Origin of the sequence: Bradyrhizobium sp. URHD0069 (assembly GCF_000701345.1) — a bacterium.
Lineage (GTDB): Bacteria > Pseudomonadota > Alphaproteobacteria > Rhizobiales > Xanthobacteraceae > Bradyrhizobium.
Genome location: NZ_JNIJ01000025.1, coordinates 1 through 25,397 on the forward strand (window position 1 = coordinate 1; position 25,397 = coordinate 25,397).

Here is a 25,397-nt window from a genome sequence, read left to right on the forward strand (position 1 = left end):
AGGGAAACCGCAGCAGCATGAGGGGCACATAAGATCAGTGCGATAGGAGGACACCCGAGATCCACCGGGCAGTGGAAGGATGTCCCTCGCGGGACGATGGATGAGGTGAGTTCGCATGTCCGCTTGGACCTGCCGTTATCTGACGGCAAGGCCGACTAAAAGATTGTTCCGCCTCGTCTTCGAATCCCATGATGGAAGGGCCTGGTGCCGATTCCGAAGAGAAGCACGAGCCCGCGAGCGACATCGACACTGCAGTGGCGGATAGTCTGAAAGCGCTTGACCCCAAATGGCCGATTAGAGAAGCGGACATTGCTTGATACAGTCGGCACGTCTCAAAGGTGCCACTAACGGAAGTGGCTGTTCGTAAAACCGCTTAAGCCTTTATGGCGTCAATGCTTGTCGAGGAACATGAGCAGCCTGATCGTAAGCGTCAGGGCTCTCCTCGGCATGATCGTACGTCGTTCTCAATAGAAGCTTAACTGGTAAAGAAATACTGTCGCCGATGCATTTGTCATGAAGGCACTCATTATGCGACATCTTACTGTCTACAATCGTTTTGCAATGATCATCGCGGTTTTGACCGTTGTCTTCGTCGCCGCGCTAGCCGCTCAAGTGATGGTCCTTCGCAATACCGTCATCGAGGAACGTCGGACCAAGGTGTTCGATCTGGTCGAGGCCGCGAAGAAGATCCTGTCGAATTACGAGGAAAAAGCCAAAGCCGGCAAGATCTCGGCGGAGCAAGCACGGCAGCTTGCGTTCGATGCGATCGGCGCAATGCGCTGGGGCAAATCCGCTGACTATCTTGGAATCTACGGCGCCGGCAGCACCAATGCCGGCGTTACCTATGTGCACGCCAACCCGAAATACATCAATGTCAATCGCTGGGATTACAAAGACAATCAGGGCCAGCTGCTGATTCAAAATATCGTTGGCAAAGCCCGCACCGGCGGCGGTTACCTCGAATACCAGGTGCCGAAAGCGGCGGGTGGTCCCGAGCTGCCGAAGCTCACCTATGCCGGCGGGTATGGTGAGGGCGACAAGCTGCTCGCAATCCAGGCCGGCGTCTATACCGACGATATCGACGCGGTGGTGTTCGACCGCGCCATCTGGATCGCCGCGGGCGGTCTGGCGGGGTTGCTGGTCGCGGGATTGGCCGCATTCGCTCTCGGTCGCGGCCTGGTTCGTCCGCTCGGTGCGATATGCGGCGTCATGGACGGTCTGGCGAAGGGTGACTTGAGCGTTGAGGTGCCGTTCGTTGAGCATCGTAACGAGATCGGCCGTATCTCACGCAGCCTGGCCGTTTTCAAGGATCGGTTGATTGACGCCGAACGTCTCCGCGCAGAGCGGGAGGAGGCGACGGCTCGCGCCGTGGCGGAACGGAAATCGGCCATGAACCGGATCGCGCGCGAGTTCGAGAAAAGTGTCGGCGGAATTGTCGCCGGGGCCGCTTCAGCAGCCACCGAAATGCAACGCTCGGCGCAATCGCTGTCCGCAATCGCGAAGGAGACGACGCGGCAGAGCACCACCGTCGCCGCAGCCGCGCAACAGACCACGGCAAACGTGCAGACCGTTGCTGCCGCGGCGGAGGAACTTTCGACATCGGGGCAGGAAATCTCCCGTCAGATTGTTCACTCGGCATCGATAGCGCAAAGCGCCGTTGCTCAGGCCGACCGCACCAATGCAATGGTGGAAGGGTTGCTGGAGGCGACACAGAAGATCGGCGAGGTGATGGGGCTCATTCAAAACATCGCCGCACAGACCAACCTCTTGGCCTTGAACGCGACGATCGAAGCCGCGCGAGCCGGCGCGGCAGGCAAGGGCTTTGCCGTGGTGGCAAGCGAAGTGAAGGCACTGTCGACCCAGACCGCGAAAGCGACGGAGGAGATCGCCGATCAGATCCAGGCGATCCGCGACGCTACCGGGGAAACGGCTGGGGCGATTCGCGAGATCGGCGCCACCATCGGGCAGATCGACGAGATCGCCACAACGATCGCCGCTGCGGTGGAGGAGCAGGGTGGATCGACCAATGAAATTGCCCGCAGCGTGCAGCAGGCCGCGAAGGGCACGCATGAGGTCATGAAAAACATTGCGGGCGTGACGCAGGCATCGGGCCAGGTGGGAACTGCCGCCGAACTGGTTCTCGGTTCGGCCGGCGAGCTCGCAAAACAGTCCGAGCGTCTGAAGCAAGAGGTCGAGAGTTTTCTCGCGACAGTCCGGGCGGCGTAGCCTCGCTACTGAGGTAGGAAAGGTGTTCGGCATTTTGAAAGACTAGTGGCGGCGGGTTCTGCGTCAGAAATGCCGATCTTTCCTCCTTCGAGGCGCACCTCGCTCGTGGCTCTAGGGAGAATGACACACTCGAACCGATCCCGCCGTGGTCTGACCCCGCCTCGTGCAGGTTGTTGGACAGGCGCGAGAGTCCGAGATAGGTCAAACTGAGAAAAACTCAGTGCGAGCAAATGTCTTCCGGGTTGCCCCTGAAAGCGGACCTTGAGTTGGCACTTCGCATTTGTGCCAGGATCGGAAGTCGCGATTCATGGTTCAAGTCTCAGAGCAAAGGCTATCAGACCCGCACAACACGATTTTGCGGCGCTATTCCGAGACCCATCGCAGGGCGGTTAGCCATTGCATACGAGGACGCCTCGGCAGAGATCGAGCTGGCTAATTCGTTCTCGGCGGCCAACGCCGGGCCGCCAACCAACCCGCCAGAGGCGCGCCAAATGCCAGGCACCAGATGAATTGTGCAACGAATGGAGCGACGGCGGCCATCACCATTCCGAACAACAATGCGAAGACCGGAAAGACCGCGATTGCCAGCAACTCGGAATTGCGGCGACCTCGCAGCGCCAGAACCCATAGCAGCGCATTCAAGCCGGCAATGGCTGTCAGATGGAGGCCGTAGCTTACTGCGACGACGCTATCGAGCCGATACACGCCGTAAAGTCCATTCGTCACCGGAAGCATGACAATCGACAGCAGGAAGATCAGATTGAGGAAGACTTCGCCGCGGCTGCCTTCCGGCGCGAAAGTGAGTCGCCGATGATGGCTGAGCCAAAACACGCCGGCCACGATAAAACTGATCATCAGCGCGATGACAGGTTGTGCGTAGGCATCCACAAGCTCCATCCAGGCCGGCGCGTTCGCGAACCTGCTGGCCTTCGGCAGATCGTAGGCGAGCAACGTCATCGCAACGCCGAAGATGGTGTTGCTCAACGTCTCCAATCGGCGCATTTCGAAAAGACCGATCTGCTTCAACCTCGCTCCCCCGTCAAAGCCGCCGGGCACGAGACCCGGACATGCTTTCAGCTGTTGGATTGTCGGACATAGATTGCCCCTTGTGGGCAAGATAAGAAGTCGCGACGCTTCTATAGTGATCATCAAAGCACGTTGGTTGCTATTGGGATAGGCCGCCATGTCCGAGTTGGGTCAAACTGAGAAGAACTTAGTGTGAGCAAATGTCTTCCGGGTTACCCTTGAAAGCGGACATTGCTTGATACAGTCGGCACGTCTCAAAGGTGCCAACAGCCGACATCGCGGCTGTGCCGGAATGACGAAAGAGGCCGCCGATTGAGGCGGCCTCTTTTTATGCTTCGGCGCTTCGTTTTTACTTCTTGCGCGGATCGTCGGCTGGATCGATGAACACGATGCCCCCCGGCCCGGTGAATACAATTTGGACCATCGTTTCTTCGTCTGTCGTCCAAACATAATGGGGGTGCTTCGCCGGCAGCGCGAAGACGGAGCCCGGCTTCAATATCTCGCCTTTCGAGGGATCAAACTTTTCCCCCATGGCGTTCCCAAAGCTGCCACTCATCACGGTGACGACCTCGGCATAGGGATGAGTGTGCGGCGGAACTTTATAATTCGGCGGGAATTTCACCCGCTGGACGATCGTCTCGGCCTTTGTTGGGTCACCGATCAAGATGGCGGTTTGCACGCCCCTGAAGACCGGATGCTCTATCCACGTCAGCCAATCGGGCTTGACCACCTTCATCGCATCTTGAGCCATCGCAGAACTTGCCAACGCGATCAAAGTGGCGGCGACAAAGGACTTGTTCATCCTAACCTCCTCCCAAATGTTGCGGAGCTCGAAGGCCCAATAGGATACAGCAAAAACTCAGACTGAAGCGCTTAAAATTCATTTTCGGATCGGCTTGAACCGTCCATCGCGAACCAAGTCCGGTTTGGGTCATTAGCGCCGTTTTGACCGTGCGGCGCTCACTTCCACTCTGCCCCGATGAACAGACATGCTCGCAGTCCGTCGGCATGTCCTAAAAGCGCCAACTCCGGACTCATGCGCCGCAGCAAGCAGCCGCTTTATTCGATCTTTCCGTCAGCAGTGGAGAGCACCTTTTTGGGGAGGGCTCTTCAATGCAGAATCCGGGCTGCGATTACTTCTTGCGCGGATCGTCTGCTGGATTGACGTAATCGACGCCCCAGGCCCGACGAACTGAACTTGGAGAATTCCCTCCTCATTTCCGGTCCAAGCGTAGTGAGGGTGCCTTGCCGGATATACCCACAAGGAGCCCGGCCCAGTCGCCCGTAAGGCCGACGATTTGTTGCGCGTGCCCAACTCGCGGGACGAATGGCATAAGGGGAACTTGCCGGGTCCGTTCGCGTTTTCGTGTGAGGCGGACCAAAATGCCCAATTTGCCCACAGCCCCAAGGGTTCTACCAAGCCAAGTCCGCGGGGATTCGGTCACGTCTGGCGAACTGGATATTGTGAAAGTTGCGGCCGCCCTGGTGTCGGCCGCTGGCCTCCTTGCCGGCCTGTATTACGGCCGCGATATACTCATACCGCTCGCGATCGCGTTCCTGATCACGTTCGCGCTGAACCCGCCGGTTACGTGGTTTGTCCGACTCGGCCTGCCCAGACTGCTCGCGACGAGCCTCGTCATGGTAACCGTCGTGTGCGCTCTCGTGGGACTAGGCGTCATTCTCGGCGCCCAGGTCCGTTCGATCGCGATCGAATTGCCGGCCTATCAATCGACGATACTGACGAAGTTGTCGGATCTGCGCCAGAATCTCAAAGCACCGGGATTGTTCGACGGCGTGCTGAAAGCGGTCGAACGCGTACAGAAGGAGGTCGAGTCAAAAGACGATAAACCCGCGGACGGCCCCGTCCCACAGCGCGTCGAAATCGTCCCCACACCGCAAACGCCGTTCGAGCAGGCATTTGCTTGGCTTATGCGGTCAGCGGAGCCTGTGGCCACCGCCGGCATCATCTTGATCTTCGTCTTTCTGGCCCTGCTGGATATCGGCGATCTTCGCGACCGGTTTCTGCGCCTGTTGGGTGGGAACTTCCATCGTTCTACCGATGCGATTCAGGAGGCTGGTGCACGTATCAGCAGATATCTTCTGATGCAGGTACTCGTAAACGTCGGTTACGGCGTGCCGCTAGCGGCCGGCCTCTGGATCATCGGCGTACCAGGCGCCCTGCTGTGGGGCGCCGTGGGCGCGGTCATGCGCTTCGTGCCCTATGTCGGCCCGTTGATTGCTGCGATCTTTCCAATCGCGATCGCCTTTGCCGTCGACAGCGGCTGGAACATGCTGCTCTGGACCGTTGCGCTGATTGTCATCCTCGAGTTGATAAGCAACAACATTGTCGAGCCGCTCCTCTATGGTTCCAGCACCGGCCTGTCGGCCATATCGCTGATCGCCGCGGCGATACTGTGGACAGCGCTTTGGGGGCCCGTGGGGTTGATCCTCTCCACCCCCCTCACAGTTTGTCTACTCGTCCTCGGGCGCAATCTGCCGCAGCTGCGCTTCCTCGACACCATGCTCGGCTCGACGCCTGCACTGGATGTTCCGGCCCGCATCTATCAGCGGCTGATTGCAAATGATGCCGACGAAGCTGTCGAGATCGCAAGCACCGAGATCGAAAAGTCTTCGGTCGTATCATTCTACGATGCAATCGGCATTGAGGTCCTTCGTCTGGCAAGCGAGGAGTATCTCCAAAACGCAAGCGCCGAGCACCGTCTGCGTCTGGCAAGCGGAATGGATACACTGCTCGACGATCTGAAAGATCAATACCCTGCCTCCCTGAGTCCGGAAGCAAAGCCAACGGTCCTGTGCATCGGAGGAAAATGGGAGATCGATGCCCTCGCCGGCGAGATGCTAGCCCATGCGCTCGCTTTCGAAGGGATCGCCGCAGTTTCCCAACCCGCTGCAAGCGTCAATGCCAACTATCTGGCCAAGCTCGACCTGAAGGGCGCGGACATTGTCTGCCTCAGTTACTTTACGCCGAATCCAGCGATCCCCGCTCGCCACGCCTGCCGGCGTCTGCGAAGACGATGGCCGAATGTGCGCATCGTTCTGGCGCTATGGAACGCGCCGCCGGAACTGTTGACCGACGAATCCCTTGAAACGCTCAAAGCCGATGCTGTCGTGACTTCGGTTCGTGAGGCGGTTAGTCGCACTCAACGCATCATCGATCCTGAAGAAGCAAAGGCAGCCCAACAAGCCCCAGTGCCTGACAACGACACAGAGCGTGTCGACGCGCTGAAAGCGACTGGGGTCTTGCAGGGCGACAAACGTGAAGCTCTGGATGCACTCGCCAAACGTGCGGCCGACGTATTCAACACCAGCGTTGCCGTGATCACCACTATCGATAAGGACCGCGAATACTTCGTCGGACAAAGTGGAAAATTGCCAGATGCCATCACCGATGATACAGGCACGCTGCTGCCGATGGACCGCGAACACGCGATCTGCAACTACGTAGTAGCCAACGACGAGACGCTGGTGGTTTCGGATATCGAGCGCGACCCGCGCTTTGCCGATAACGAGACGATCGAGCAATGGAACGTGCGCTTCTACGCCGGCGCGCCGCTGCGCGCAGCCAATGGTCTGATAATCGGTGCGCTATGCGTTCTCGACTCCGAACCCCGCATCCTGGAGGAAAATGAGGTCGCATTGCTTGAAACGATGGCCGCCGATGTCGTAGCCACCATTACAACGAGTGATGCGGAGGAAGAAGCATCGGTGAAATCGGCCCCTGCTGCCTCATCGGCAACGGCCGGGCAGGAGGTGCCCCAGTGGCCTGAGCAGCGCCAATCGGCATCATAAGCCAGCCTTCCTGCCCTCAAAACCCTGGTCGATAAAGCGAGGTGCGGCTGGCACATCGTCTGAACCTCAGGGCGGCGCTCTTAGTGGAATCCGTTCAGGCCCGCAGCGGAAATGGCGGCCGCAAAAAACAAAAGGCGCCCCATCGGGAGCGCCTTTTGCATTTCTCGAGCAATGATGCCGGCGGGCGAACCCGCGAAAAAATCAAAGCGAATAGTACATTTCGAATTCGACCGGATGCGGTGTCATCTCGAAACGCTCGACCTCGGCCATCTTCAGCTCGATATAGCTGTCGATGAAGTCGTCGTCGAATACGCCACCGTTCTTGAGGAACGCGCGATCCTTGTCGAGATTCTCCAGCGCCTCGCGGAGCGAACCGCACACCGTCGGGATCGACTTGAGCTCTTCCTTCGGCAGATCGTAGAGGTCCTTGTCCATTGCGGGACCCGGATCGAGCTTGTTCTTGATGCCGTCGAGGCCGGCCATCAGCATTGCCGCGAAGCCGAGATACGGATTGGCCATCGGATCCGGGAAGCGCACCTCGACCCGCTTGGCCTTCGGATTGGAGGTGTAGGGAATTCGGCACGAGGCCGAGCGGTTGCGCGCGGAGTAGGCGAGCAACACCGGCGCCTCATAGCCCGGCACCAGACGCTTGTAGGAGTTGGTGGACGGGTTGGTGAAGGCGTTGATCGCCTTGGCATGCTTGATGATGCCGGCGATGTAGGAGAGGCAGGTCTCCGAGAGGTCGGCGTATTTGTTGCCGGCGAATACCGGCTTGCCGCCCTTCCAGATCGACTGGTGGCAGTGCATGCCCGAGCCGTTGTCGCCATAGACCGGCTTCGGCATGAAGGTGGCGGTCTTGCCGTAGATATGCGCGACCTGGTGGATGCAGTATTTGTAGATCTGCATCTGGTCGGCCATCAGCGTCATCGTGTCGAACTTCATGCCGAGTTCGTGCTGGGCGGACGCCACTTCGTGGTGATGCTTCTCGACCTTGACGCCCATCTTGGCCATCGCGCCGAGCATTTCCGAGCGCATGTCCTGCACCGAATCCTGCGGCGGAACGGGGAAGTAGCCCGCCTTGGTCCGGATGCGGTGACCGAGATTGCCGCCCTCATATTCGGTGTCCGAGTTGATCGGCAGTTCCGACGAATCCAGTTTGAAGCCGGTGTTGTAGGGGGTGGTCTGGTAGCGGACGTCGTCGAACACGAAGAATTCGGCTTCGGGTCCAAAAAAGACGGTGTCGCCGATGCCCATCGACTTCACCATCGCTTCGGCCTTCTTGGCCATGCCGCGGGGGTCGCGATTGTAGGGCTCGCCGGTGGTCGGCTCCAGCACGTCGCAGGTGATGACCATGGTGGTTTCGGCGAAGAACGGATCGATCGTCGCGGTGACCGGATCGGGCATCAGGCACATGTCGGATTCGTTGATCGCCTTCCAGCCGGCGATCGACGAGCCGTCGAACATCGTGCCCTCGGCAAATATTTCCTCGTCGATCATGCCGACGTCGAAGGTCACATGCTGCCACTTCCCGCGCGGATCGGTGAAACGCAGGTCGACGTATTTCACGTCGTTGTCCTTGATCGATTTCAGGACGTCATTGGCGGTCTTCATGAATACCCCTTTTGGGTTGCGGGTCGTCGTGATCTGGCCGCGGGGAGCGACCGTCGGGTAATTGCTCTACAATTGGGGGATGCCCAATACAATATCAGAGTATCGGCAAGTTCAGGTCAGATGGCGTCCAGTCCGGATTCCCCGGTCCTGATCCGAATGGCTTCCTCGATATTGGACACGAAGATCTTGCCGTCGCCGATACGCCCGGTCTGGGCCGCGCGCCTGATGGCGTCGATAGCTTTCTCGACAAGTTCATCCGAGATCACGATCTCGATTTTGACCTTGGGAAGAAAGTCCACGATGTACTCCGCACCGCGATAGAGTTCGGCGTGACCCTTCTGCCGTCCGAAACCCTTGGCTTCGGTGACGGTGATACCCTGCAGTCCGACTTCCTGAAGCGCTTCTTTGACCTCGTCGAGCTTGAATGGCTTGATGATGGCTTCTATTTTTTTCATTGAATGCCTCCTGGGCACTTCCATACTGGACTGCAGGTTAGTTTTCACGTTGCGCGTGGTGCGCAGGTTGTTGTCCGATCCTTTATCCCGGACCCTCGCGATGTCTGAGCGCTCGGGCAAGCGGATTCATGGCCATTAAGCACGACGGAGCAAAGCCGGCTTCCCCAAAAGCAGGGTCTATGCCAAGTTTGTTCGTGGTCCTGATTTCGGAACGTTATCAGACTTCTAACGGGCATTCGGCGGGGGTCAAATCGGGTGGGTCGCCGTTAGTTGCGCCTAACAAATAGGCAAATGCTCAATCGATGTGCACGCGCCGGGAATGCGCGGCATGGGAAATGCCTTAGGATGAGGCGCCTGTCCCAGGGAATTGGCATGGAAGTTCTCACCACAGCTGAAATGGAGCGTGCTGATCGGCTGACCATTGCCGCCGGTACCCCCGGCTTCGGACTGATGCTGAGCGCGGGCCAGGCTGTTGCGGAAGCCGCCATGGACCTCGTGGAGGAGGGGCCGATCCTGGTAATCGCCGGGCGCGGCAATAATGGTGGCGATGGCTTCGTGGCCGCGGCTGAACTGGCAGCGCGAGGCCGCGAGGTCTCGGTCATCCTGCTGTGCGAGCGGGATAGCTTGCAGGGCGACGCGGCGTCGGCGGCGCGGGGGTGGAAGTATCCGGTGTTGCCGTTCAATCCTCAGGCGATCGGCCGGCCGGCGCTGATCATCGATGCGCTGTTCGGCGCCGGTCTCAACCGGCCGGTGAAGGGCGAGCCGCACGACATGATCGAGGCGGTCAACGCCAACGGCGCGCCGGTTCTTGCCGTCGACCTGCCGAGCGGCATCAACGGCACCAGTGGTGCCGTCATGGGCGTTGCGGTCCGCGCCACGGAGACCGTGACGTTCTTCCGGCGCAAGCCGGCGCATTTGCTGTTGCCGGGCCGGATTCATTGCGGTCGCGTGCGCCTTGCCGATATCGGCATCGATGCCGATGTGCTCGGGGAAATTCAGCCGCAGACCTTCGAAAACATTCCGCAAGTCTGGCGCAGATCGTTTCCGGTGCCGAAGATCGACGGCCACAAATACGCTCGCGGCCACGCCGTCGTCGTCTCCGGCGACCTTTGTGCGACCGGCGCGGCGCGGATGTCCGCGCGCGGCGCGCTGCGGGCTGGGGCCGGGCTCGTGACGCTGGCCTCCCCGCGCGATGCGCTCGCCGTCAACGCCTCCGCTCTGACCGCCGTGATGGTTCGCGCCATCGATACGGTGGTCGAGTTTGCCGAACTGTTGTCCGACAAGCGCCTCGACACCTGCGTGATCGGACCGGGCGCAGGCCTTGGCGAGCGCACTCGTGATTTTGTCCTCACTGGGCTGTCTGCGAAGCGAAATCTGGTGCTGGATGCCGATGCCCTGACAAGCTTTGCCGATGCGCCGGATCATCTGTTCGAAGCGATCAAGGCTTCGCACGACCCGCAGGTCGTTCTCACGCCGCATGAAGGAGAGTTTCCGCGGCTGTTCAGCGATATCAGCCATATGCATCCGGGTCGCTCGAAACTGGAACGGGTGCGGGCGGCCGCCGAACGCTCGGGCGCCGTCGTCCTGCTCAAGGGACCGGACACCGTGGTCGCGTCACCGGACGGACGCGCCACCATCGCCGCCAACGCGCCGCCCTGGCTGGCTACCGCGGGCGCCGGCGACGTGCTGTCGGGAATGATTGCGGGTATGCTGGCACAGGGCGTTCCGGCCTTCGAGGCTGCGTCCATCGGGGTCTGGATGCACGGGGAGGCGGCACGCGAAGCAGGTCCGGGCCTGATCGCGGAAGACCTGCCGGAGGTAACCCCCGCCGTGTTCCGGCACCTCTACGACGAACTCGGCATCGACTACTGAGACACTGCCAGATTTACTCGATGCTGTACCAGCGCACCAGGCGTGGCGCGGCCCAAGCGGTCGCGCTCGTCTCCATCAGCCAGCGTCCGGCATGTGCGGCGGCGAAGGCGATGCGCTGGGTCTGTCCGGGTTCGATTGCCAGCGTATCCAGCCAGAATGGCTTCCAGCCGTCGTCGAGCCGATCCAACAGCCTAAAGTGATGTCCATGGAGGTGGAAGACCTCAGACCTGTCGCCGCGATTGGTCAGGGCCAATACCACGATGCGGCCGGGCTTGGCGCGGAACGCGGGCGCAGCGGAGCCTGCAAAGTTCGCTGGCGTCACCCAGCCGGCCTGCGATCCGCCAAGCGTCAGGTCGATCCGCAAGGCGCTCTTGAGGTCGAGCTGCGCTGGCAGGCCATTGGATGGCAGCGGGGGCGGGGCCGGCAGGGCTGCGTCCCTGATCGGCGGCTCCTTCGAGGCGACCAGCCGGGCTATCGGGCGGGCCTCCTTGCCATCATGCAGCAGGATCGAAGACGTCGAGCCGGGCGGCACGGCCGCATCAATGAAGGCGTCGACCCGGGTGCCCGGCGCCAGCACGAGCGCGCCGTCCCGCGCCAGGAATGGCTCCGCCGGCTGGCTGTCCAGGGCCATGACGCGAACGTCGTGTTGTTCTATTTTAATAGCAATAACATTGCGTTGGCAGCCATTGATAAAACGAAATCTTAGACGTTCGTGGGTGCGGGTGGGGATATCCAGGGCGGTCAGCCCATTGATCGTGTAGAGCGGCGTTGTCTCCTTGGGATCGGTGCCGGGCGCGATCGCGGTCCCGTCGGGGCGTAGCCGCCAGTCTTCGATCAAAAATACCTCGTCGCGGTCGACAGTGACGGCCTCGCTCTCCCGGACCACCAATGGCAGCATCCGCGATGGCTGCGCCTGCCCGTCGCCCAGGAGCCGGTGGTCGCACGTGAAGATGCCGGCATGACGCAAGGGAATCACGAAGCTTTCCCGCGCTCCGGGTAAGAGGGGTCTCCGCGCTGCCAGCGGTTCGGCTGCCGGCGCGCCGTCGATCCCGTGCCAGTTGAGCACCGTGGGCACCGGCAGCTCATTCAGAAGCGTGATTTCAAGCTCGTCGCCGCGCTTTGGGCGGATATCACGGTCTGGCGTTGAGCTGAGAAGCGACCATATCGGTGTATTGGCTACTCCGGGACGCAGACCGATGACGCCAGTTTTGGCCTGCAGCCTCAGGGAGAAGCGTCCTTGAGCGGCAGCAATCCGAGGCATGGCCGGACTGAGGGCGGCGGCGCCCAGTCCGGCCAAAAGCTCGCGTCGGTCCAGGGGAAAAAAGATGCCATCGGCCATGATCGATGCGGACCATTTTCCAGTTGTTATGTCCAGTCGGCGCGAGTACTTCCCGGGAGGCTTTGAGATGGCCATTTTTTTGCTGCGGAGTGGTGTGCGCATGTTATAAGCCCGCCGCCCGCGGCATCGCGGCCGGATTTGATGCTATCAGCGGGCGTGGCGGAACTGGTAGACGCGCTGGATTTAGGTTCCAGTGACGAAAGTTGTGGGGGTTCGAGTCCCTCCGCCCGCACCAAGCGCTGACAGCGTTTGCACGAGATTATTGGAGGACCTATTTCCAAAAGGGCATGTCTCCCCTGAAGGATAGGGTCCGCCGAACCACTGACGCAGGCTGTTACGGCGCGCGTCGACCAGATTGACAATGTCGCGGCGTTTAGCCCGACCAAGCGGGAAGTAGATTGACGCCATGCAGGTCACAGAAACCCTCGCTGAGGGATTGAAGCACGAATTCCAGATCAGCGTTCCGGCATCGGATCTCGATGCGAAGGCGGATGCGCGCCTTGTTGACCTCAAAGACAAGGTCCGTCTCAACGGCTTTCGTCCCGGCAAGGTGCCGGTAAGCCACCTCAAGAAGGTGTATGGCCGCTCGGTGATGGCGGAAACCATCGATCAGACGATCCGCGATACCAACTCGCAGATCTTCACGGAGCGCGGCTTCCGCCTGGCGACCGAGCCCAAGATCACCATGCCGACGGAGCAAAAAGCCGTCGAGGACGTCCTCACCGGAAAATCCGATCTTACCTACACCGTTTCGATCGAGGTCGTGCCTGCGATCCAGCTCGCCGATTTCAAGAGCTTTACGGTCGAGAAGCCGGTCGCCGAGGTGACCGATACCGATGTTGACGAGGCCATCAAGCGCATCGCCGACCAGAACAGGACATTTGCTGCGAAGGCGGAGGGCACGAAGGCCGAAACCGGGGATCGCGTCACGATTTCCTTTAAGGGCAGCATCAACGGCACGCCGTTCGAGGGCGGCACCGGTGAAAACATCCAGGTTACGATCGGCTCGAACACCTTCATTCCCGGGTTCGAAGAGCAACTGCTCGGTATCGCCGCAGGCGAAACCCGCACCCTGAAAGTGTCGTTCCCGAAGAACTATGCGAGCGAGAAGCTGGCCGGCCAGCCGGCCGAGTTCGAAACCACCGCAACCTTGATCGAAGCACCGCAGGACGCCAAGATCGATGACGAGTTCGCCAAGACGCTGGGTCTGGAATCGCTCGACAAGCTGAAGGAGGCCGCGCGCGAGCGGCTCGCAGCCGAATTCGCCGGCGCTACGCGCCAGCGCGTCAAGCGCATGCTGCTGGACCGGCTCGACGAGAGCCATCGGTTCGAGGCGCCGCCGTCCCTGGTCGACGAAGAGTTCAATCTGATGTGGAACTCGATCAAGGCGGAGATGGAGTCCAGCGGCAAGACCTTTGCCGACGAAGATACGACGGAAGAGGCCGCCAAGGAAGAATACCGCAAGATCGCCGATCGCCGGGTCCGGCTCGGCCTCGTGCTGTCCGAGATCGGCGAAAAGAACAAGATCACGGTCACGGACGACGAAGTCAGCCGCGCGGTGATCGAGCGCGCGCGCCAGATGCCGGGACGCGAGAAAGAAGTCTGGGACTACTATCGCAACAACGCCAATGCGCTGGCCCAGCTCCGCGCGCCGATCTATGAGGACAAGGTCGTCGATTTCATCCTCGAACTCGCCAACGTGACCGAAAAGAAGGTGACGCGGGAAGACCTCTACAAGGACGACGAGGCGGAAAAGAGCGCCGCCTGAGCTTGTCAGCCCGGCGTTAAGGTTGAGAAGCGAAACAGGCATGGCGGCGGCATCCGTCGCTATGCCGACTGGTGCGAATCAGCTTGAACTGCGGCCGCTAAACCCGATCCTGCTCCGGTCTTGTCACCGGGCAATTGGCCCATATCTGTGAACCCTGTTTTTTGATAAGTCCTGCATCACGGGACGTTCGTCCGCGCCGGCAATTCGAACCAGCTCCGCCTTGCCGGTGGATGTTCGCCTCCGCCAACCCTTGGGTGATAAATGCGCGATCCGGTGGAAACCTACATGAACCTCGTGCCGATGGTGGTCGAGCAGACCAACCGCGGCGAACGGGCCTACGACATTTTTTCGCGCCTGTTGAAGGAGCGCATCATCTTCGTGACCGGCCCGGTCGAGGATGGCATGTCGACGCTGACGGTCGCGCAGCTTCTGTTTCTCGAAGCCGAGAATCCGAAGAAGGAAATCTCGATGTACATCAATTCGCCCGGTGGGGTGGTGACGTCGGGCCTCGCGATCTACGACACGATGCAGTTCATCCGTCCTCCGGTGTCGACACTTTGCACCGGCCAGGCCGCCTCGATGGGCTCGCTGCTGCTCGCGGCCGGCCACAAGGACATGCGCTTCTCGCTGCCGAACTCGCGCATCATGGTGCACCAGCCCTCCGGCGGCTTCCAAGGCCAGGCCACCGACATCATGCTCCACGCCCAGGAAATCCTGAACCTCAAGAAGCGGCTCAACGAGATCTACGTGAAGCACACCGGGCAGACCTTCAAGGCGATCGAGGACGCGCTCGAACGCGACAAGTTCCTTACCGCCGACCAGGCCCGCGACTTTGGTATTGTCGACAAAGTGATCGACAAACGCACCGAAGACCCGACACTAACGAAAGCCCTGTAATTTACGGATTGGAAGCCTTGCATCTACGTTAACGGGCCATCGCCACTGGCAATTCCGGCTTCCGGCGGCTTTTTTGTGCCATCGCTTGGACAGAAAGTTCCGCTTTCGTGCTCATCTGGCAGCGTGGCAATCGCGCAACGCTCAACTGGTTTTTGCAAGGTAACCTCATGCGAATGCTGCAAATCACGGTATTGTCACGGCTATCGGGTGGTTGCCGATTAGCGAATTCTTGATAGTCGGGTGCGACCATGGTTGGCTAGGGCGAACAGGTGATGATCGCGGGGAAGATTCGAGTTAGGCACGATCGGTGCGGATGTGGAGCGCAAGGTCTTTTTTGGTACGGATTTTGCTCTATCTACAACACAATTCCGGTACGTACCGGAATAGGGCGATCGAGCGGACGGGATCGAACGGCGGACGGAGAGAAGAATGAGTAAGGTCGGCACGAGCGACTCCAAGAACACGCTATATTGCTCGTTCTGCGGCAAGAGCCAGCACGAAGTCCGCAAATTGATCGCGGGCCCCACCGTATTCATCTGCGACGAATGCGTTGAACTCTGCATGGACATCATTCGCGAGGAGAACAAATCCTCGCTGGTGAAGTCGCGCGATGGCATTCCGACCCCGAAGGAAATCTGCAAGGTTCTCGACGATTACGTGATCGGCCAGAGCCATGCGAAGAAGGTGCTCTCGGTCGCCGTCCACAATCACTACAAGCGCCTCAATCACCAGACCAAGCACAACGATGTCGAACTGGCGAAGTCGAACATCCTGCTGATCGGCCCGACCGGGTCCGGCAAGACGTTGCTGGCGCAGACGCTGGCGCGGATTCTCGACGTGCCGTTCACGATGGCGGACGCGACGACGCTGACGGAGGCCGGCTATGTCGGCGAAGACGTCGAAAACATCATCCTGAAGCTGTTGCAGTCGGCGGACTACAATGTCGAGCGCGCGCAGCGCGGCATCGTCTATATCGACGAGATCGACAAGATCAGCCGCAAATCCGACAATCCCTCGATCACCCGGGACGTCTCGGGCGAGGGCGTGCAGCAGGCGCTTCTGAAGATCATGGAAGGCACAGTGGCCTCGGTTCCTCCGCAGGGCGGCCGCAAGCATCCACAGCAGGAGTTCCTGCAGGTCGACACCACGAACATTCTGTTCATCTGCGGTGGCGCGTTCTCGGGGCTGGAGAAGATCATCTCCGCGCGTGGACGCTCGACCTCGATCGGTTTCGCGGCCCAGGTGCTGGCGCCGGAGGATCGCCGGACCGGCGAAATCTTCCGTCATGTCGAGCCTGAGGATTTGCTGAAATACGGTCTGATCCCGGAGTTTGTCGGCCGCCTGCCGGTGGTCGCCACGCTGGAGGATCTCGACGAGGCTTCGCTGAAGAAGATCCTGACCGATCCGAAGAACGCGCTGGTCAAGCAATACCAGCGGCTGTTCGAGATGGAGAACATCGAACTGACGTTCGCCGACGAAGCTCTCGGCGCGGTTGCGCGCAAGGCGATAGAGCGCAAGACCGGCGCGCGCGGCCTACGTTCCATTCTCGAAAGTATCCTGCTCGAGACCATGTTCGATCTTCCGGGCCTGGAAGGCGTCGAAGAGGTCGTGATCTCACGCGAGGTGGTCGAGGGAACCGCTCGGCCGCTCTACATCTACGCCGATCGTTCCGACCGCGCGATCGAAAGCAGCGCCAGCGCCTGATCGCGTTTTGGCTCGCGGCGAATTGAGTGTGTAAAAAGGACGCTGTCGAGCCATTCGGTGGTCGTGTTTGCGTAAGTATTCCCAAGCGTTAGGCCCGAATTGGCGGGCTTTTTTCACCGACTTGACACCCCCATGGCCGATAGCCACGTTATGCTATCGGCGATGAGAATTACCCCTTGGGATTCGTCGCACCAACCATCCGGAAAGTCGGCCAACAGACGGTCAAACGATCCCGGAATACTCGGCACCTTGTGGCGGTTGCGCAAACTGGCGGACTGCGTGCAAGGGGGCACGACAAAAGGAATAGGCCATGACCACCCCAAAAATCCGGCCATCTATCGTTCACGGCGAAAGCCACGCTTATCCGGTGCTGCCGCTTCGCGACATCGTCGTGTTCCCGCACATGATCGTGCCGCTGTTCGTCGGCCGCGAAAAATCGATCCGTGCGCTCGAAGAGGTCATGAAGAATGACGCCTTGATCATGCTTGCGACGCAGAAGAACGCGTCGGACGATGATCCGACCCCGGATTCGATTTATGAAACCGGCACGCTAGCCAGCGTGTTGCAGCTGCTCAAATTGCCCGACGGCACCGTGAAGGTGCTGGTGGAAGGGCTCGAGCGCGCGCGGGTACAGAAATATTCCGACCGCACAGAATATTACGAAGCGACCGCTATCACGCTCGCCGACACCGACGCCACCTCCGTCGAGGCGGAGGCCATGGCGCGCTCGGTGGTGTCCGACTTCGAGAGCTATGTGAAGCTGAACAAGAAGGTCTCCGCCGAAGTCGTCGGCGTGGTTCAGGCGATCACCGATTTCGCCAAGCTCGGCGACACCGTTGCCTCGCATCTCGCCGTCAAGATCGCCGATCGCCAGGCTATCCTGGAGACGCTGTCTGTGACCGCGCGCCTTGAGAAGGTGCTCGGGCTGATGGAGAGCGAAATCTCGGTGCTGCAGGTCGAGAAGCGAATCCGCTCGCGCGTCAAGCGCCAGATGGAGAAGACCCAGCGCGAATATTATCTCAACGAGCAGATGAAGGCGATCCAGAAGGAACTCGGCGACGACGAAGGTCGTGACGAGCTGGCCGACCTGGAAGAGAAGATTGCCAAGACCAAGCTCTCCAAGGAAGCACGCGAGAAGGCACAGCACGAGTTGAAGAAGCTGCGCCAGATGTCGCCGATGTCCGCGGAAGCAACGGTCGTGCGCAACTACCTCGACTGGCTGCTGTCGATCCCGTGGAACAAGAAGTCCAAGGTCAAGAAGGATCTGGTCGCAGCCCAGACGACCCTCGATAACGATCACTACGGACTTGAGAAGGTCAAGGATCGTATCGTCGAGTATCTGGCGGTGCAGTCGCGCGCCAACAAGCTGACCGGACCGATTCTGTGCCTGGTCGGGCCTCCCGGCGTCGGCAAGACTTCGCTTGGCAAGTCGATAGCGAAGGCGACGGGACGCGAGTTCGTGCGCGTGTCGCTCGGCGGCGTGCGCGACGAGGCCGAAATCCGCGGTCACCGTCGCACCTATATCGGCTCGATGCCCGGCAAGATCATCCAGTCGATGCGGAAGGCGAAGACCTCGAATCCGCTGTTCCTGTTGGACGAAATCGACAAGATGGGCGCCGACTTCCGCGGCGATCCGTCGTCGGCGCTGCTCGAGGTTCTCGACCCCGAGCAGAACTCGACCTTCAACGACCACTATCTCGAGGTCGATTACGATCTCTCCAACGTGATGTTCATCACCACCGCGAATACGCTGAATATTCCGGGGCCGCTGATGGACCGCATGGAGATCATCCGGATCGCCGGCTACACCGAGAACGAGAAGGTCGAGATCGCGCGCAAGCATTTGATCCCGACCGCGATCTCCAAGCACGGCCTGGATTCGAAGGAATGGTCGATCGACGACGACGCGCTGCTGTTGATGATCCGCCGGTACACCCGCGAAGCGGGCGTGCGTAATCTTGAGCGTGAGCTTTCGACACTCGCCCGCAAGGCGGTGAAGGAGCTGATGATCTCCAAGAAGAAGTCGGTGAAGGTCACCGAGAAGTCCCTCGAGGAATTTCTCGGGGTGCCGAAGTATCGCTACGGCGAGATCGAGACCGACGATCAGGTCGGCATTGTCACCGGCCTGGCGTGGACCGATGTCGGTGGCGAACTGCTCACCATCGAAGGCGTCATGATGCCCGGCAAGGGCAAGATGACGGTCACCGGCAATCTGCGCGATGTGATGAAGGAGTCGATTTCGGCGGCGGCATCCTATGTCCGCTCGCGTGCCGTCGGCTTCGGTATCGAGCCGCCGTTGTTCGACAGGCGCGATATCCACGTCCACGTGCCGGAGGGGGCGACCCCGAAGGATGGACCTTCGGCCGGTGTGGCGATGGCCACTGCGATCGTTTCCACCATGACCGGCATCCCGATCCGGCACGATGTCGCCATGACCGGCGAGATCACGTTGCGCGGGCGGGTGCTGCCGATCGGCGGCTTGAAGGAGAAGCTGCTGGCGGCCGCACGCGGCGGCATCAGGACGGTGCTGATCCCGGAGGACAACGCCAAGGATCTCACGGAAATTTCCGATGCGATCAAGGGCGGCATGGAGATCATTCCAGTCGCCCGCCTTGACGACGTGATCTCCAAGGCCTTGGTACGCCCGCCGGTGCCGATTGTCTGGGAAGAGGACACCAAGGTGCCGGTCAAGCCGGAGGCCGGCGACGAAGCCGCGGGCGGCCTGACAGCGCACTGAGCCTGACAATATGACAAGAGCGGCGTCCCGTGAGGGGCGCCGCTTTTTTATGGGGCGGCGTTGCGCGGCTTGCGCCTGACGGCACTGCGGCGCTAAACAGATGGCGAGGGCGGTTAGCTCAGCTGGTTAGAGCGCCTGCTTTACACGCAGGATGTCGGCGGTTCGAATCCGTCACCGCCTACCAATGAATCAATGACTTAGCGCTCGAACGGCACGCATAAGTCGCGATATCCTCACGCCATAGCCCGAATGGGTCATGCGCTTTTTTGACCGATCTGCTCTCCCTTAAATGGGCCATGGAGAGAGCACGGTATGGAACGCCTGGGCCGGAAATCACGACTCGGCCATCCGAGCGCTCTTACGCTTGCGCTAGACCATTATCTTGATCGGCTCGAGAGGGTGTCTTGCGTGTCGATCGTGGATGAACTCACCCGTTCTCTCGCCCATTTTTATGACATCGCGGCTGCATCAGGCAGCCTGCCCGAATTTCGAGCCGAATGTCAGGGCCATCCGCTGCATAGGCTGGTTCTACAAGACCCCTTCACCGAAAGAGCGTTCGCGAAACCGCGGGGTTATGCGGGCGATGCCGTGATGCTGGACTACATTTATCGTCCGGCGCGGTTATCGTTGACTGCGATCGGGGAGGCATTTCACTTCATGACGACTGGCACAAGCACTGCTCGAAGCATTGCTTGGCGGCGAGATCGTTTGGGCGCCCAGATCGGAAAGACGATCAGAAGTAAACGCCATGCGCAGATACTTTCTGTCGCGAACGGTCATCTCCGAGAACTGGACTTGGTCAGAAAGCTGACCGACAAGCGCGACGCTGGGATTGTTGCGCTGGATCAAGACGAGGCTTCTCTGCGAGAAGCTGTAAACTCATACTCAGACTTCAACATCAGACCCGTCAATGGGTGGATATCATACCTGTTTAGGGAAGGAGAGGTCGCGAAATACGATCTGATCTATTCGGCTGGGCTTTTCGATGATCTCTCGGCCAACGCAGCCTCGTCAGTCCTGAAACGGCTGATCCGAATGCTTCGGCCTCAGGGTAGGCTTCTCATCGGAAATTATGCTCCCGAAAATTACAGCCGGGGCTATATGGGAGGTATGATGGATTGGACCCCGGTTTGCAGAAGTGAATCCGATCTGAAGAGCCTTGTGGCGACGGTTTCAGAGGGTCGTGGGCACAAGATCTACCGGGATAGTCCCGGAAATCTGGTCTACCTTGAGGTATTCTCTCACGGGAAGTAGGGGACGAGCCGGATTAGTTTGCGATTTTGCCGGACCGGTTCTAAGTTATGCCTAATGCAGGTGTGGGACCTCAACGCCATCGAAGAAGTTTTTGCGGCTGCGGCTGTTGACCCCAGTCTCTGGCCGAAGGCTTTGCAACTTATTTCGGACCAGACCCAAAGTAAGGGCGCCGTATTTCTCCCTCTCAGCGGAGACCAAATCCCCAATGTTCCGGCCAACGACAGCATTGCACGAGCGTCGGAAGCCTATTTTCGCGATGGCTGGTACAAGCGGGACATAAGATACACCCCTCTCGAAGCGGCGTTGCAAGGAAATGTGGTCGATGATCTGGATTTTATCACAACCGACCAGATGAAGCGGCATCCATATTACGAGGATTTCCTTGCGCCCGCAGGCTTGCGCTGGTTCGCCGGAGTTCCGATGGGCGGCGGCGATCAAATTTGGTGCTTGTCAATTCAACGAGGGATAGATCAGCAGCCATTTTCGCCCGGCGAAAAGCAAACTTTGCTTCGCCTATCTCGCACGCTCTCGGCAACGGCAGTTTTTGCTCAATCACTGGGATTTGCGGCCTCTTCCGCTGCTCTTGAAGCCTTCGAGATCAGCCGGACGGCAGTTGTGCTTCTCAACCGAAATGCGGAAGCCATTCGAACAAACCCTTCCGCCGATCGCCTGCTCGATGGAGACATCTCGATCCAGCAACGGCGCATTTCCGTTTTTGATAGAGCGGCGAATGACAATCTTGATCGCTCTCTTAGCCAGCTTCTTTGGATGCCATCCGGGGCATCACTTATGCCGCCGGTTGCCCTTCCGCGAAGAGAGAAGCGGCCGGTACTGGCCTATCCGGTCAAGCTGTCGCGATTGAGCGATAATTTCTTGTCTGAATGTCAGGCGGCCGTAATTCTGGTCGATACGGAAGGACGACCAAGATCGCCCGAGTCAGCACTGAAGCGCGCATTTGGCCTGACCCCGGCAGAAGCGCGGCTCGCGTCTCGTCTGGTGAGCGGCGACACACTGGAAGTTCTCTGTGAAAAACTGGCAATCACAAAGGAGACCGGTCGAAACCAGCTAAAGAGTGTGTTCGCAAAAACCCAAACCAGCCGCCAGGCTGAGCTTGTACTGCTTATGGCACCAATGCTCTAAACCAACTCTGTCGGCCCGCGCTTCACGTCTCTCTGCCATAGTGATATACCGAGAAAACGCCGGGAGTATACCCATGAGAGTTTTCTGTGCTGCAGCGGTAATCGCGTTACTGGCCGGAACCGCTTACGGGCAAAGTGCGGTCCCCAGATACGGCGAAACTGACAAGACAAAAACACCGCAGGAGATCCAGGCCGAACGGGAAGCCGAAAAAGCCTACAAGAGATCGCTCGGCAATATTCCTGAACAGGCCGCTACCGACCCGTGGGGCAACGTGCGCAGCAACAGCGCGCCCAAGGCTACCGCGAAGACCGCTCCGGTGAAGTCCACCAAAAGCGGCACCGCAAACTAGCGCGCGATGGATATACCGCCAGGCCACGAGCTAAATGCGGACCAGATTGCGTACTGGAACGGACCAGGCGGCCAGCACTGGACCGACCGCCAGCAGGCCCAGGACACCTTGCTTGCACCGATCTCCGATATTTTGATCGATCGCGCCAAGCCTAAAGCCGGCGAGCGGATTGTCGATGTCGGGTGCGGCTGCGGGGCCACCAGCATTGCGTTTGCGCAAAAAGTCGGGCCGACCGGGCACGTTTTCGGCATCGACATTTCGGTACCGATGCTGGCCCGCGCGCGGCAACTCGCCCCAGCGGGCCTTCCGGTTGATTTCGTACTCGCCGATGCCACCGTCTATCCGTTCGACACGGCGAGCTTCGATCTCCTGGTCTCCCGGTTCGGCGTGATGTTTTTCGCCGAGCCGGCGATTTCCTTTGCCAATATGCGCCGGGCGCTGCGCCCGTCGGGCCGGCTCACATTCGCTTGCTGGCGGGAGCCGCGCCATAACCCGTGGATGATGACGGCGCTTCAGGCGGTCTATAGGCACGTGCCGGAACTGCCGCAGCCTGGACCGGAAGATCCGGGGCCGTTCTCATTTGCATCGGAACAGCGCGTGCAGCGGATACTGAACGAAGCCGGATTCTCCGGGGTAAAAATGGAGCGGTGCGATCTTTCGCTCGACGTCGCGATCGGGCGCGGTCTCGATGCAGCGGTCGAGACCGGGCTCGAAATCGGCCCGGCCTCCCGCGCGCTTGAGGGGCAGCCGGCTGAGGTGCGCGCCGCTGCTGGGAACTCAATCCGGGAAGCGCTTACACCATTCGCCAGAGGACAGGCGGTGCCGCTTCCCGCATCAATCTGGATGGTGACGGCGCCGGCCTCATGAAGCGCCTGACGCGAGAGATTTTCTTGCGGTGACGCGTACGCGAACCGGTACCCACGTCGCTTGAAACGCTTTACGCCCGCTCTTCCCAGATTGTCGCGAGATGGACGATGGTCTGTACGGCTTTTTCCATATCCTGCACGCTGACCCATTCCAGCCGCGAATGGAAAGCGTGCTCGCCGGCGAAAATGTTGGGGCAGGGTAGCCCCATGAACGACAGCCGCGAGCCATCGGTGCCGCCGCGGACGCTGGTCTTCACCGGCTTGAGTCCTGCGCGGCGGATCGCCTCCATCGCGTTGTCGACAATTTCCGGATGACGGTCGATCACCTGCTTCATGTTGCGGTATTGCTGCTTGATCTCCAACCGGTAGGTTGATCGCGGAAAACCCTTCATCACCTCTTTGACGATGCTTTCCAGCAGGGCTTCCTTCTCGCTCAGTCCCTGATCGGTGAAATCGCGCACGATGAAACTGAGCGTGGCCTTTTCCAGCGCGCCTGTGATGCCGATCGGATGCAAAAAGCCTTCCTTGCCTTCGGTAGTTTCCGGCGAGCAGGTATTTTTGGGGAGGCGTTCGACGATGGCGGCGGCGATCTTGATCGCGTGCTCCATTTTGCCTTTGGCAAAGCCGGGATGGGTGCTGACGCCTTCGATCGTGATGGTGGCGGCGTCCGCCGAGAAGGTCTCGTCTTCAAGATTCCCCGCGGTTTCGCCGTCGATGGTGTAGGCAAAATCGGCCCCGAGCTTTTTCAGGTCGGCCTTGTCGACGCCGCGGCCGATCTCTTCGTCGGGCGTGAACAGGATCTTGACGGCGCCGTGTTTGATCTGCGGATTATTGATCAGGAAGTGGACCGCATCCATGATTTCGGCGAGGCCGGCCTTGTTGTCGGCTCCTAACAGCGTGGTGCCGTCTGTCGTGACGATGTCGTTGCCGATCTGTTCGTTAAGCGCCGGATGCTCCGCAACACGGATGACCTGTGTGGGGTCGCCCGGCAGCACGATGTCGCCGCCGCGATAATTCCTGACGATCTGCGGCTTGACGTCCGTTCCGGTGCAGTCCGGCGAGGTATCCATGTGCGAGCAGAAGCAGATCACGGGGACCTTTTTGTGCGTATTCGCCGGGAGGGTCGCGTAGACGTAGCCGTACTCGTCCAAATGGGCGTCGCGGATGCCGATCTCCTGTAGCTCGCGCGCGAGCAGACGGCCTAAGTCTTTTTGCTTTTCGGTAGACGGGCTGGTCGCCGACGCGGGGTCCGACTGAGTGTCGATGACCGCATAGCGCAGAAAGCGCTCGGTCACGGTGTGCGTAAACCTGAGGGGTGAACTCACAGCCAGAACCCCGCTAGCACTCGAACATTATACGACAGTCGAAGCGTCATTCCGGGGCCGCTTACGCCGTGCCGGAATGACGCAAAGTCAAAGCTAAGAAAGCGCCTCCTATCAGACGGCTTCCTTGAGCTCCTTGGCCGCACGGAAGGCAACCTTCTTGCTGGCCTTGATGTGGATCGCTTCGCCGGTGGCGGGGTTGCGGCCCATGCGGGCGGCGCGCTTGCGCACCTGGAGGATGCCGAGACCGACGATGCGGATGCGCTCGCCCTTCTTCAGGTGCTTGGTGATGCGGTTGACCAAATCGTTCAGGATCGACTCGGCCTGCTTCTTGGACAACTCCTGATCGTCGGCGATCGCCGCTGCCAGATGCTTGAGCGTGACAGTGGTCGGGGTCGCTGCTTTCTTCGCCATATTTGGCCCTCCTCTTTGTTGGTAGCTTAGGAACCTAAGACATATCAGGCATTAAACGATTCGGGGGGCGCCTGACTACGCTGTTTTGCCTATAAACAGCCTATTATTTGCATCGCTATCCCAAAAATGCCCAACTGGCAGGAGGATTCGCGACAACCTTGACTTGGATAGGTCCGGCCTTTAAGTCCTCACTCCTGTGCGGATTAGACTACGGCATCCGCGGGAGTAGCTCAGTTGGTTAGAGCGCCGCCCTGTCACGGCGGAGGCCGCGGGTTCGAGTCCCGTCTCTCGCGCCACCGTTTCAAGCACTTAAGGCACTTTATCCTATCCCGATCCGTCTCCGGACGCCCCTGAGATCAATGCCTACGCCGCTTTTCCTTCCTTCGGCTCGCGTTTCGGGGCGGTCGAATGAGATCGTCAAATCTGGGAAAAACGGGCCCTGAGGTATTTTCGGATGGCCCGCCATGGCATGTGGGCCGGTACGCAGTCGCTGCGCTTCCGCTTCTGTTGCTTATCAAAGCCCTGGCTGTTCAGTGGATCTTGTTCGGCGCGTCGCGGGCTTCCGGGTCATCGTCAGAACTGCGGCACGCAAACCACTCGCGGCTGT

At 59.8% G+C, this 25,397-nt stretch carries 18 protein-coding genes and 3 tRNA genes; 14 read left to right on the forward strand and 7 right to left on the reverse strand.

Going from position 1 to position 25,397, the window contains the following annotated elements; all coding sequences use genetic code 11:
* Positions 1 to 513 precede the first annotated feature (513 nt).
* Entirely contained in the window at positions 514 to 2,226 is a 1,713-nt protein-coding gene (locus N554_RS0116340) for a methyl-accepting chemotaxis protein (protein ID WP_245283629.1), read from the forward strand.
* 432 nt (positions 2,227 to 2,658) lie between these two features.
* On the opposite strand, the gene N554_RS0116345 is transcribed toward N554_RS0116340, so the two are convergent.
* Positions 2,659 to 3,228, reverse strand: a complete 570-nt coding sequence (locus N554_RS0116345) for a TMEM175 family protein (protein ID WP_029584446.1) — start codon at positions 3,226 to 3,228, stop codon at positions 2,659 to 2,661.
* A 373-nt stretch (positions 3,229 to 3,601) separates the two neighbouring features.
* The gene (locus N554_RS0116350) at positions 3,602 to 4,054 is read right to left on the reverse strand and encodes a cupin domain-containing protein (RefSeq protein WP_029584447.1); all 453 of its coding nucleotides are present in this window, start codon (positions 4,052 to 4,054) and stop codon (positions 3,602 to 3,604) included.
* A 581-nt stretch (positions 4,055 to 4,635) separates the two neighbouring features.
* On the opposite strand from N554_RS0116350, the gene N554_RS0116355 reads away from it, so the two are divergent.
* A complete protein-coding gene (locus tag N554_RS0116355; protein ID WP_029584448.1) occupies positions 4,636 to 7,062 on the forward strand; it encodes an AI-2E family transporter in 2,427 nt (808 codons plus the stop codon).
* Positions 7,063 to 7,263: 201 nt separating this feature from the next.
* Here the strand turns inward: N554_RS0116355 and glnA are convergent, their stop codons facing one another.
* The gene (glnA, locus tag N554_RS0116365) at positions 7,264 to 8,673 is read right to left on the reverse strand and encodes a type I glutamate--ammonia ligase (RefSeq protein WP_029584449.1); all 1,410 of its coding nucleotides are present in this window, start codon (positions 8,671 to 8,673) and stop codon (positions 7,264 to 7,266) included.
* A gap of 116 nt (positions 8,674 to 8,789) precedes the next feature.
* Complete coding sequence (locus tag N554_RS0116370) at positions 8,790 to 9,128, reverse strand: P-II family nitrogen regulator (RefSeq protein WP_027537227.1); 339 nt, start codon at positions 9,126 to 9,128, stop codon at positions 8,790 to 8,792.
* A 372-nt stretch (positions 9,129 to 9,500) separates the two neighbouring features.
* On the opposite strand from N554_RS0116370, the gene N554_RS0116375 reads away from it, so the two are divergent.
* Positions 9,501 to 11,000, forward strand: coding sequence for a bifunctional ADP-dependent NAD(P)H-hydrate dehydratase/NAD(P)H-hydrate epimerase (locus N554_RS0116375; RefSeq protein WP_029584450.1), 1,500 nt, complete (start codon positions 9,501 to 9,503; stop codon positions 10,998 to 11,000).
* 13 nt (positions 11,001 to 11,013) lie between these two features.
* Here the strand turns inward: N554_RS0116375 and N554_RS0116380 are convergent, their stop codons facing one another.
* Positions 11,014 to 12,339: a multicopper oxidase family protein gene (locus N554_RS0116380; protein WP_029584451.1), complete on the reverse strand. Its 1,326-nt coding sequence runs from the start codon at positions 12,337 to 12,339 to the stop codon at positions 11,014 to 11,016.
* A gap of 150 nt (positions 12,340 to 12,489) precedes the next feature.
* Between N554_RS0116380 and N554_RS0116390 the strand changes: the two genes are divergently transcribed.
* From N554_RS0116390 to N554_RS0116435, 10 genes are all read left to right on the forward strand, one after another.
* A tRNA-Leu gene (locus N554_RS0116390) sits at positions 12,490 to 12,574 on the forward strand.
* A gap of 171 nt (positions 12,575 to 12,745) precedes the next feature.
* The gene (gene tig, locus N554_RS0116395) at positions 12,746 to 14,107 is read left to right on the forward strand and encodes a trigger factor (RefSeq protein ID WP_029584452.1); all 1,362 of its coding nucleotides are present in this window, start codon (positions 12,746 to 12,748) and stop codon (positions 14,105 to 14,107) included.
* 261 nt (positions 14,108 to 14,368) lie between these two features.
* Complete coding sequence (locus N554_RS0116400) at positions 14,369 to 15,004, forward strand: ATP-dependent Clp protease proteolytic subunit (RefSeq protein ID WP_029584453.1); 636 nt, start codon at positions 14,369 to 14,371, stop codon at positions 15,002 to 15,004.
* A gap of 429 nt (positions 15,005 to 15,433) precedes the next feature.
* On the forward strand, positions 15,434 to 16,708 hold the full coding sequence (gene clpX / locus N554_RS0116405) for an ATP-dependent Clp protease ATP-binding subunit ClpX (RefSeq protein ID WP_029584454.1): 1,275 nt from the start codon (positions 15,434 to 15,436) through the stop codon (positions 16,706 to 16,708).
* A 310-nt stretch (positions 16,709 to 17,018) separates the two neighbouring features.
* Positions 17,019 to 19,445, forward strand: a complete 2,427-nt coding sequence (gene lon, locus N554_RS0116410; protein ID WP_029584455.1) for an endopeptidase La — start codon at positions 17,019 to 17,021, stop codon at positions 19,443 to 19,445.
* A 107-nt stretch (positions 19,446 to 19,552) separates the two neighbouring features.
* Positions 19,553 to 19,629: transfer RNA gene (locus N554_RS0116415), tRNA-Val, on the forward strand.
* Between the two features lie 224 nt (positions 19,630 to 19,853).
* Complete coding sequence (locus N554_RS0116420; RefSeq protein WP_156041954.1) at positions 19,854 to 20,699, forward strand: class I SAM-dependent methyltransferase; 846 nt, start codon at positions 19,854 to 19,856, stop codon at positions 20,697 to 20,699.
* A 54-nt stretch (positions 20,700 to 20,753) separates the two neighbouring features.
* Complete coding sequence (locus N554_RS0116425; protein ID WP_029584457.1) at positions 20,754 to 21,839, forward strand: helix-turn-helix transcriptional regulator; 1,086 nt, start codon at positions 20,754 to 20,756, stop codon at positions 21,837 to 21,839.
* A 73-nt stretch (positions 21,840 to 21,912) separates the two neighbouring features.
* On the forward strand, positions 21,913 to 22,188 hold the full coding sequence (locus N554_RS0116430; protein ID WP_029584458.1) for a hypothetical protein: 276 nt from the start codon (positions 21,913 to 21,915) through the stop codon (positions 22,186 to 22,188).
* Between the two features lie 6 nt (positions 22,189 to 22,194).
* Positions 22,195 to 23,055: a class I SAM-dependent methyltransferase gene (locus N554_RS0116435; protein ID WP_029584459.1), complete on the forward strand. Its 861-nt coding sequence runs from the start codon at positions 22,195 to 22,197 to the stop codon at positions 23,053 to 23,055.
* A 70-nt stretch (positions 23,056 to 23,125) separates the two neighbouring features.
* On the opposite strand, the gene pepT is transcribed toward N554_RS0116435, so the two are convergent.
* A complete protein-coding gene (pepT, locus tag N554_RS0116440; protein ID WP_029584460.1) occupies positions 23,126 to 24,379 on the reverse strand; it encodes a peptidase T in 1,254 nt (417 codons plus the stop codon).
* A 111-nt stretch (positions 24,380 to 24,490) separates the two neighbouring features.
* Positions 24,491 to 24,790 carry an HU family DNA-binding protein gene (locus N554_RS0116445; protein ID WP_029584461.1) on the reverse strand — a complete coding sequence of 100 codons (300 nt, stop codon included), beginning with the start codon at positions 24,788 to 24,790 and terminating at the stop codon, positions 24,491 to 24,493.
* A gap of 219 nt (positions 24,791 to 25,009) precedes the next feature.
* On the opposite strand from N554_RS0116445, the gene N554_RS0116450 reads away from it, so the two are divergent.
* Positions 25,010 to 25,086: transfer RNA gene (locus tag N554_RS0116450), tRNA-Asp, on the forward strand.
* The last annotated feature ends 311 nt before the right edge of the window (positions 25,087 to 25,397 follow it).

What these genes read in the sequence shown, in the direction of transcription:
- N554_RS0116340 (WP_245283629.1), top strand. Translation starts at nt 514, where the DNA reads ATGAAGGCACTCATTATGCGACATCTTACTGTCTACAATCGTTTTGCA.
- N554_RS0116350 (WP_029584447.1), bottom strand. Translation starts at nt 4,054, where the DNA reads ATGAACAAGTCCTTTGTCGCCGCCACTTTGATCGCGTTGGCAAGTTCT.
- N554_RS0116445 (WP_029584461.1), bottom strand. Translation starts at nt 24,790, where the DNA reads ATGGCGAAGAAAGCAGCGACCCCGACCACTGTCACGCTCAAGCATCTG.
- tig (WP_029584452.1), top strand. Translation starts at nt 12,746, where the DNA reads ATGCAGGTCACAGAAACCCTCGCTGAGGGATTGAAGCACGAATTCCAG.
- N554_RS0116400 (WP_029584453.1), top strand. Translation starts at nt 14,369, where the DNA reads ATGCGCGATCCGGTGGAAACCTACATGAACCTCGTGCCGATGGTGGTC.
- N554_RS0116345 (WP_029584446.1), bottom strand. Translation starts at nt 3,228, where the DNA reads ATGCGCCGATTGGAGACGTTGAGCAACACCATCTTCGGCGTTGCGATG.
- N554_RS0116425 (WP_029584457.1), top strand. Translation starts at nt 20,754, where the DNA reads ATGCAGGTGTGGGACCTCAACGCCATCGAAGAAGTTTTTGCGGCTGCG.
- N554_RS0116370 (WP_027537227.1), bottom strand. Translation starts at nt 9,128, where the DNA reads ATGAAAAAAATAGAAGCCATCATCAAGCCATTCAAGCTCGACGAGGTC.
- clpX (WP_029584454.1), top strand. Translation starts at nt 15,434, where the DNA reads ATGAGTAAGGTCGGCACGAGCGACTCCAAGAACACGCTATATTGCTCG.
- N554_RS0116435 (WP_029584459.1), top strand. Translation starts at nt 22,195, where the DNA reads ATGGATATACCGCCAGGCCACGAGCTAAATGCGGACCAGATTGCGTAC.
- lon (WP_029584455.1), top strand. Translation starts at nt 17,019, where the DNA reads ATGACCACCCCAAAAATCCGGCCATCTATCGTTCACGGCGAAAGCCAC.
- N554_RS0116380 (WP_029584451.1), bottom strand. Translation starts at nt 12,339, where the DNA reads ATGGCCGATGGCATCTTTTTTCCCCTGGACCGACGCGAGCTTTTGGCC.
- N554_RS0116355 (WP_029584448.1), top strand. Translation starts at nt 4,636, where the DNA reads ATGCCCAATTTGCCCACAGCCCCAAGGGTTCTACCAAGCCAAGTCCGC.
- glnA (WP_029584449.1), bottom strand. Translation starts at nt 8,673, where the DNA reads ATGAAGACCGCCAATGACGTCCTGAAATCGATCAAGGACAACGACGTG.
- N554_RS0116430 (WP_029584458.1), top strand. Translation starts at nt 21,913, where the DNA reads ATGAGAGTTTTCTGTGCTGCAGCGGTAATCGCGTTACTGGCCGGAACC.
- N554_RS0116375 (WP_029584450.1), top strand. Translation starts at nt 9,501, where the DNA reads ATGGAAGTTCTCACCACAGCTGAAATGGAGCGTGCTGATCGGCTGACC.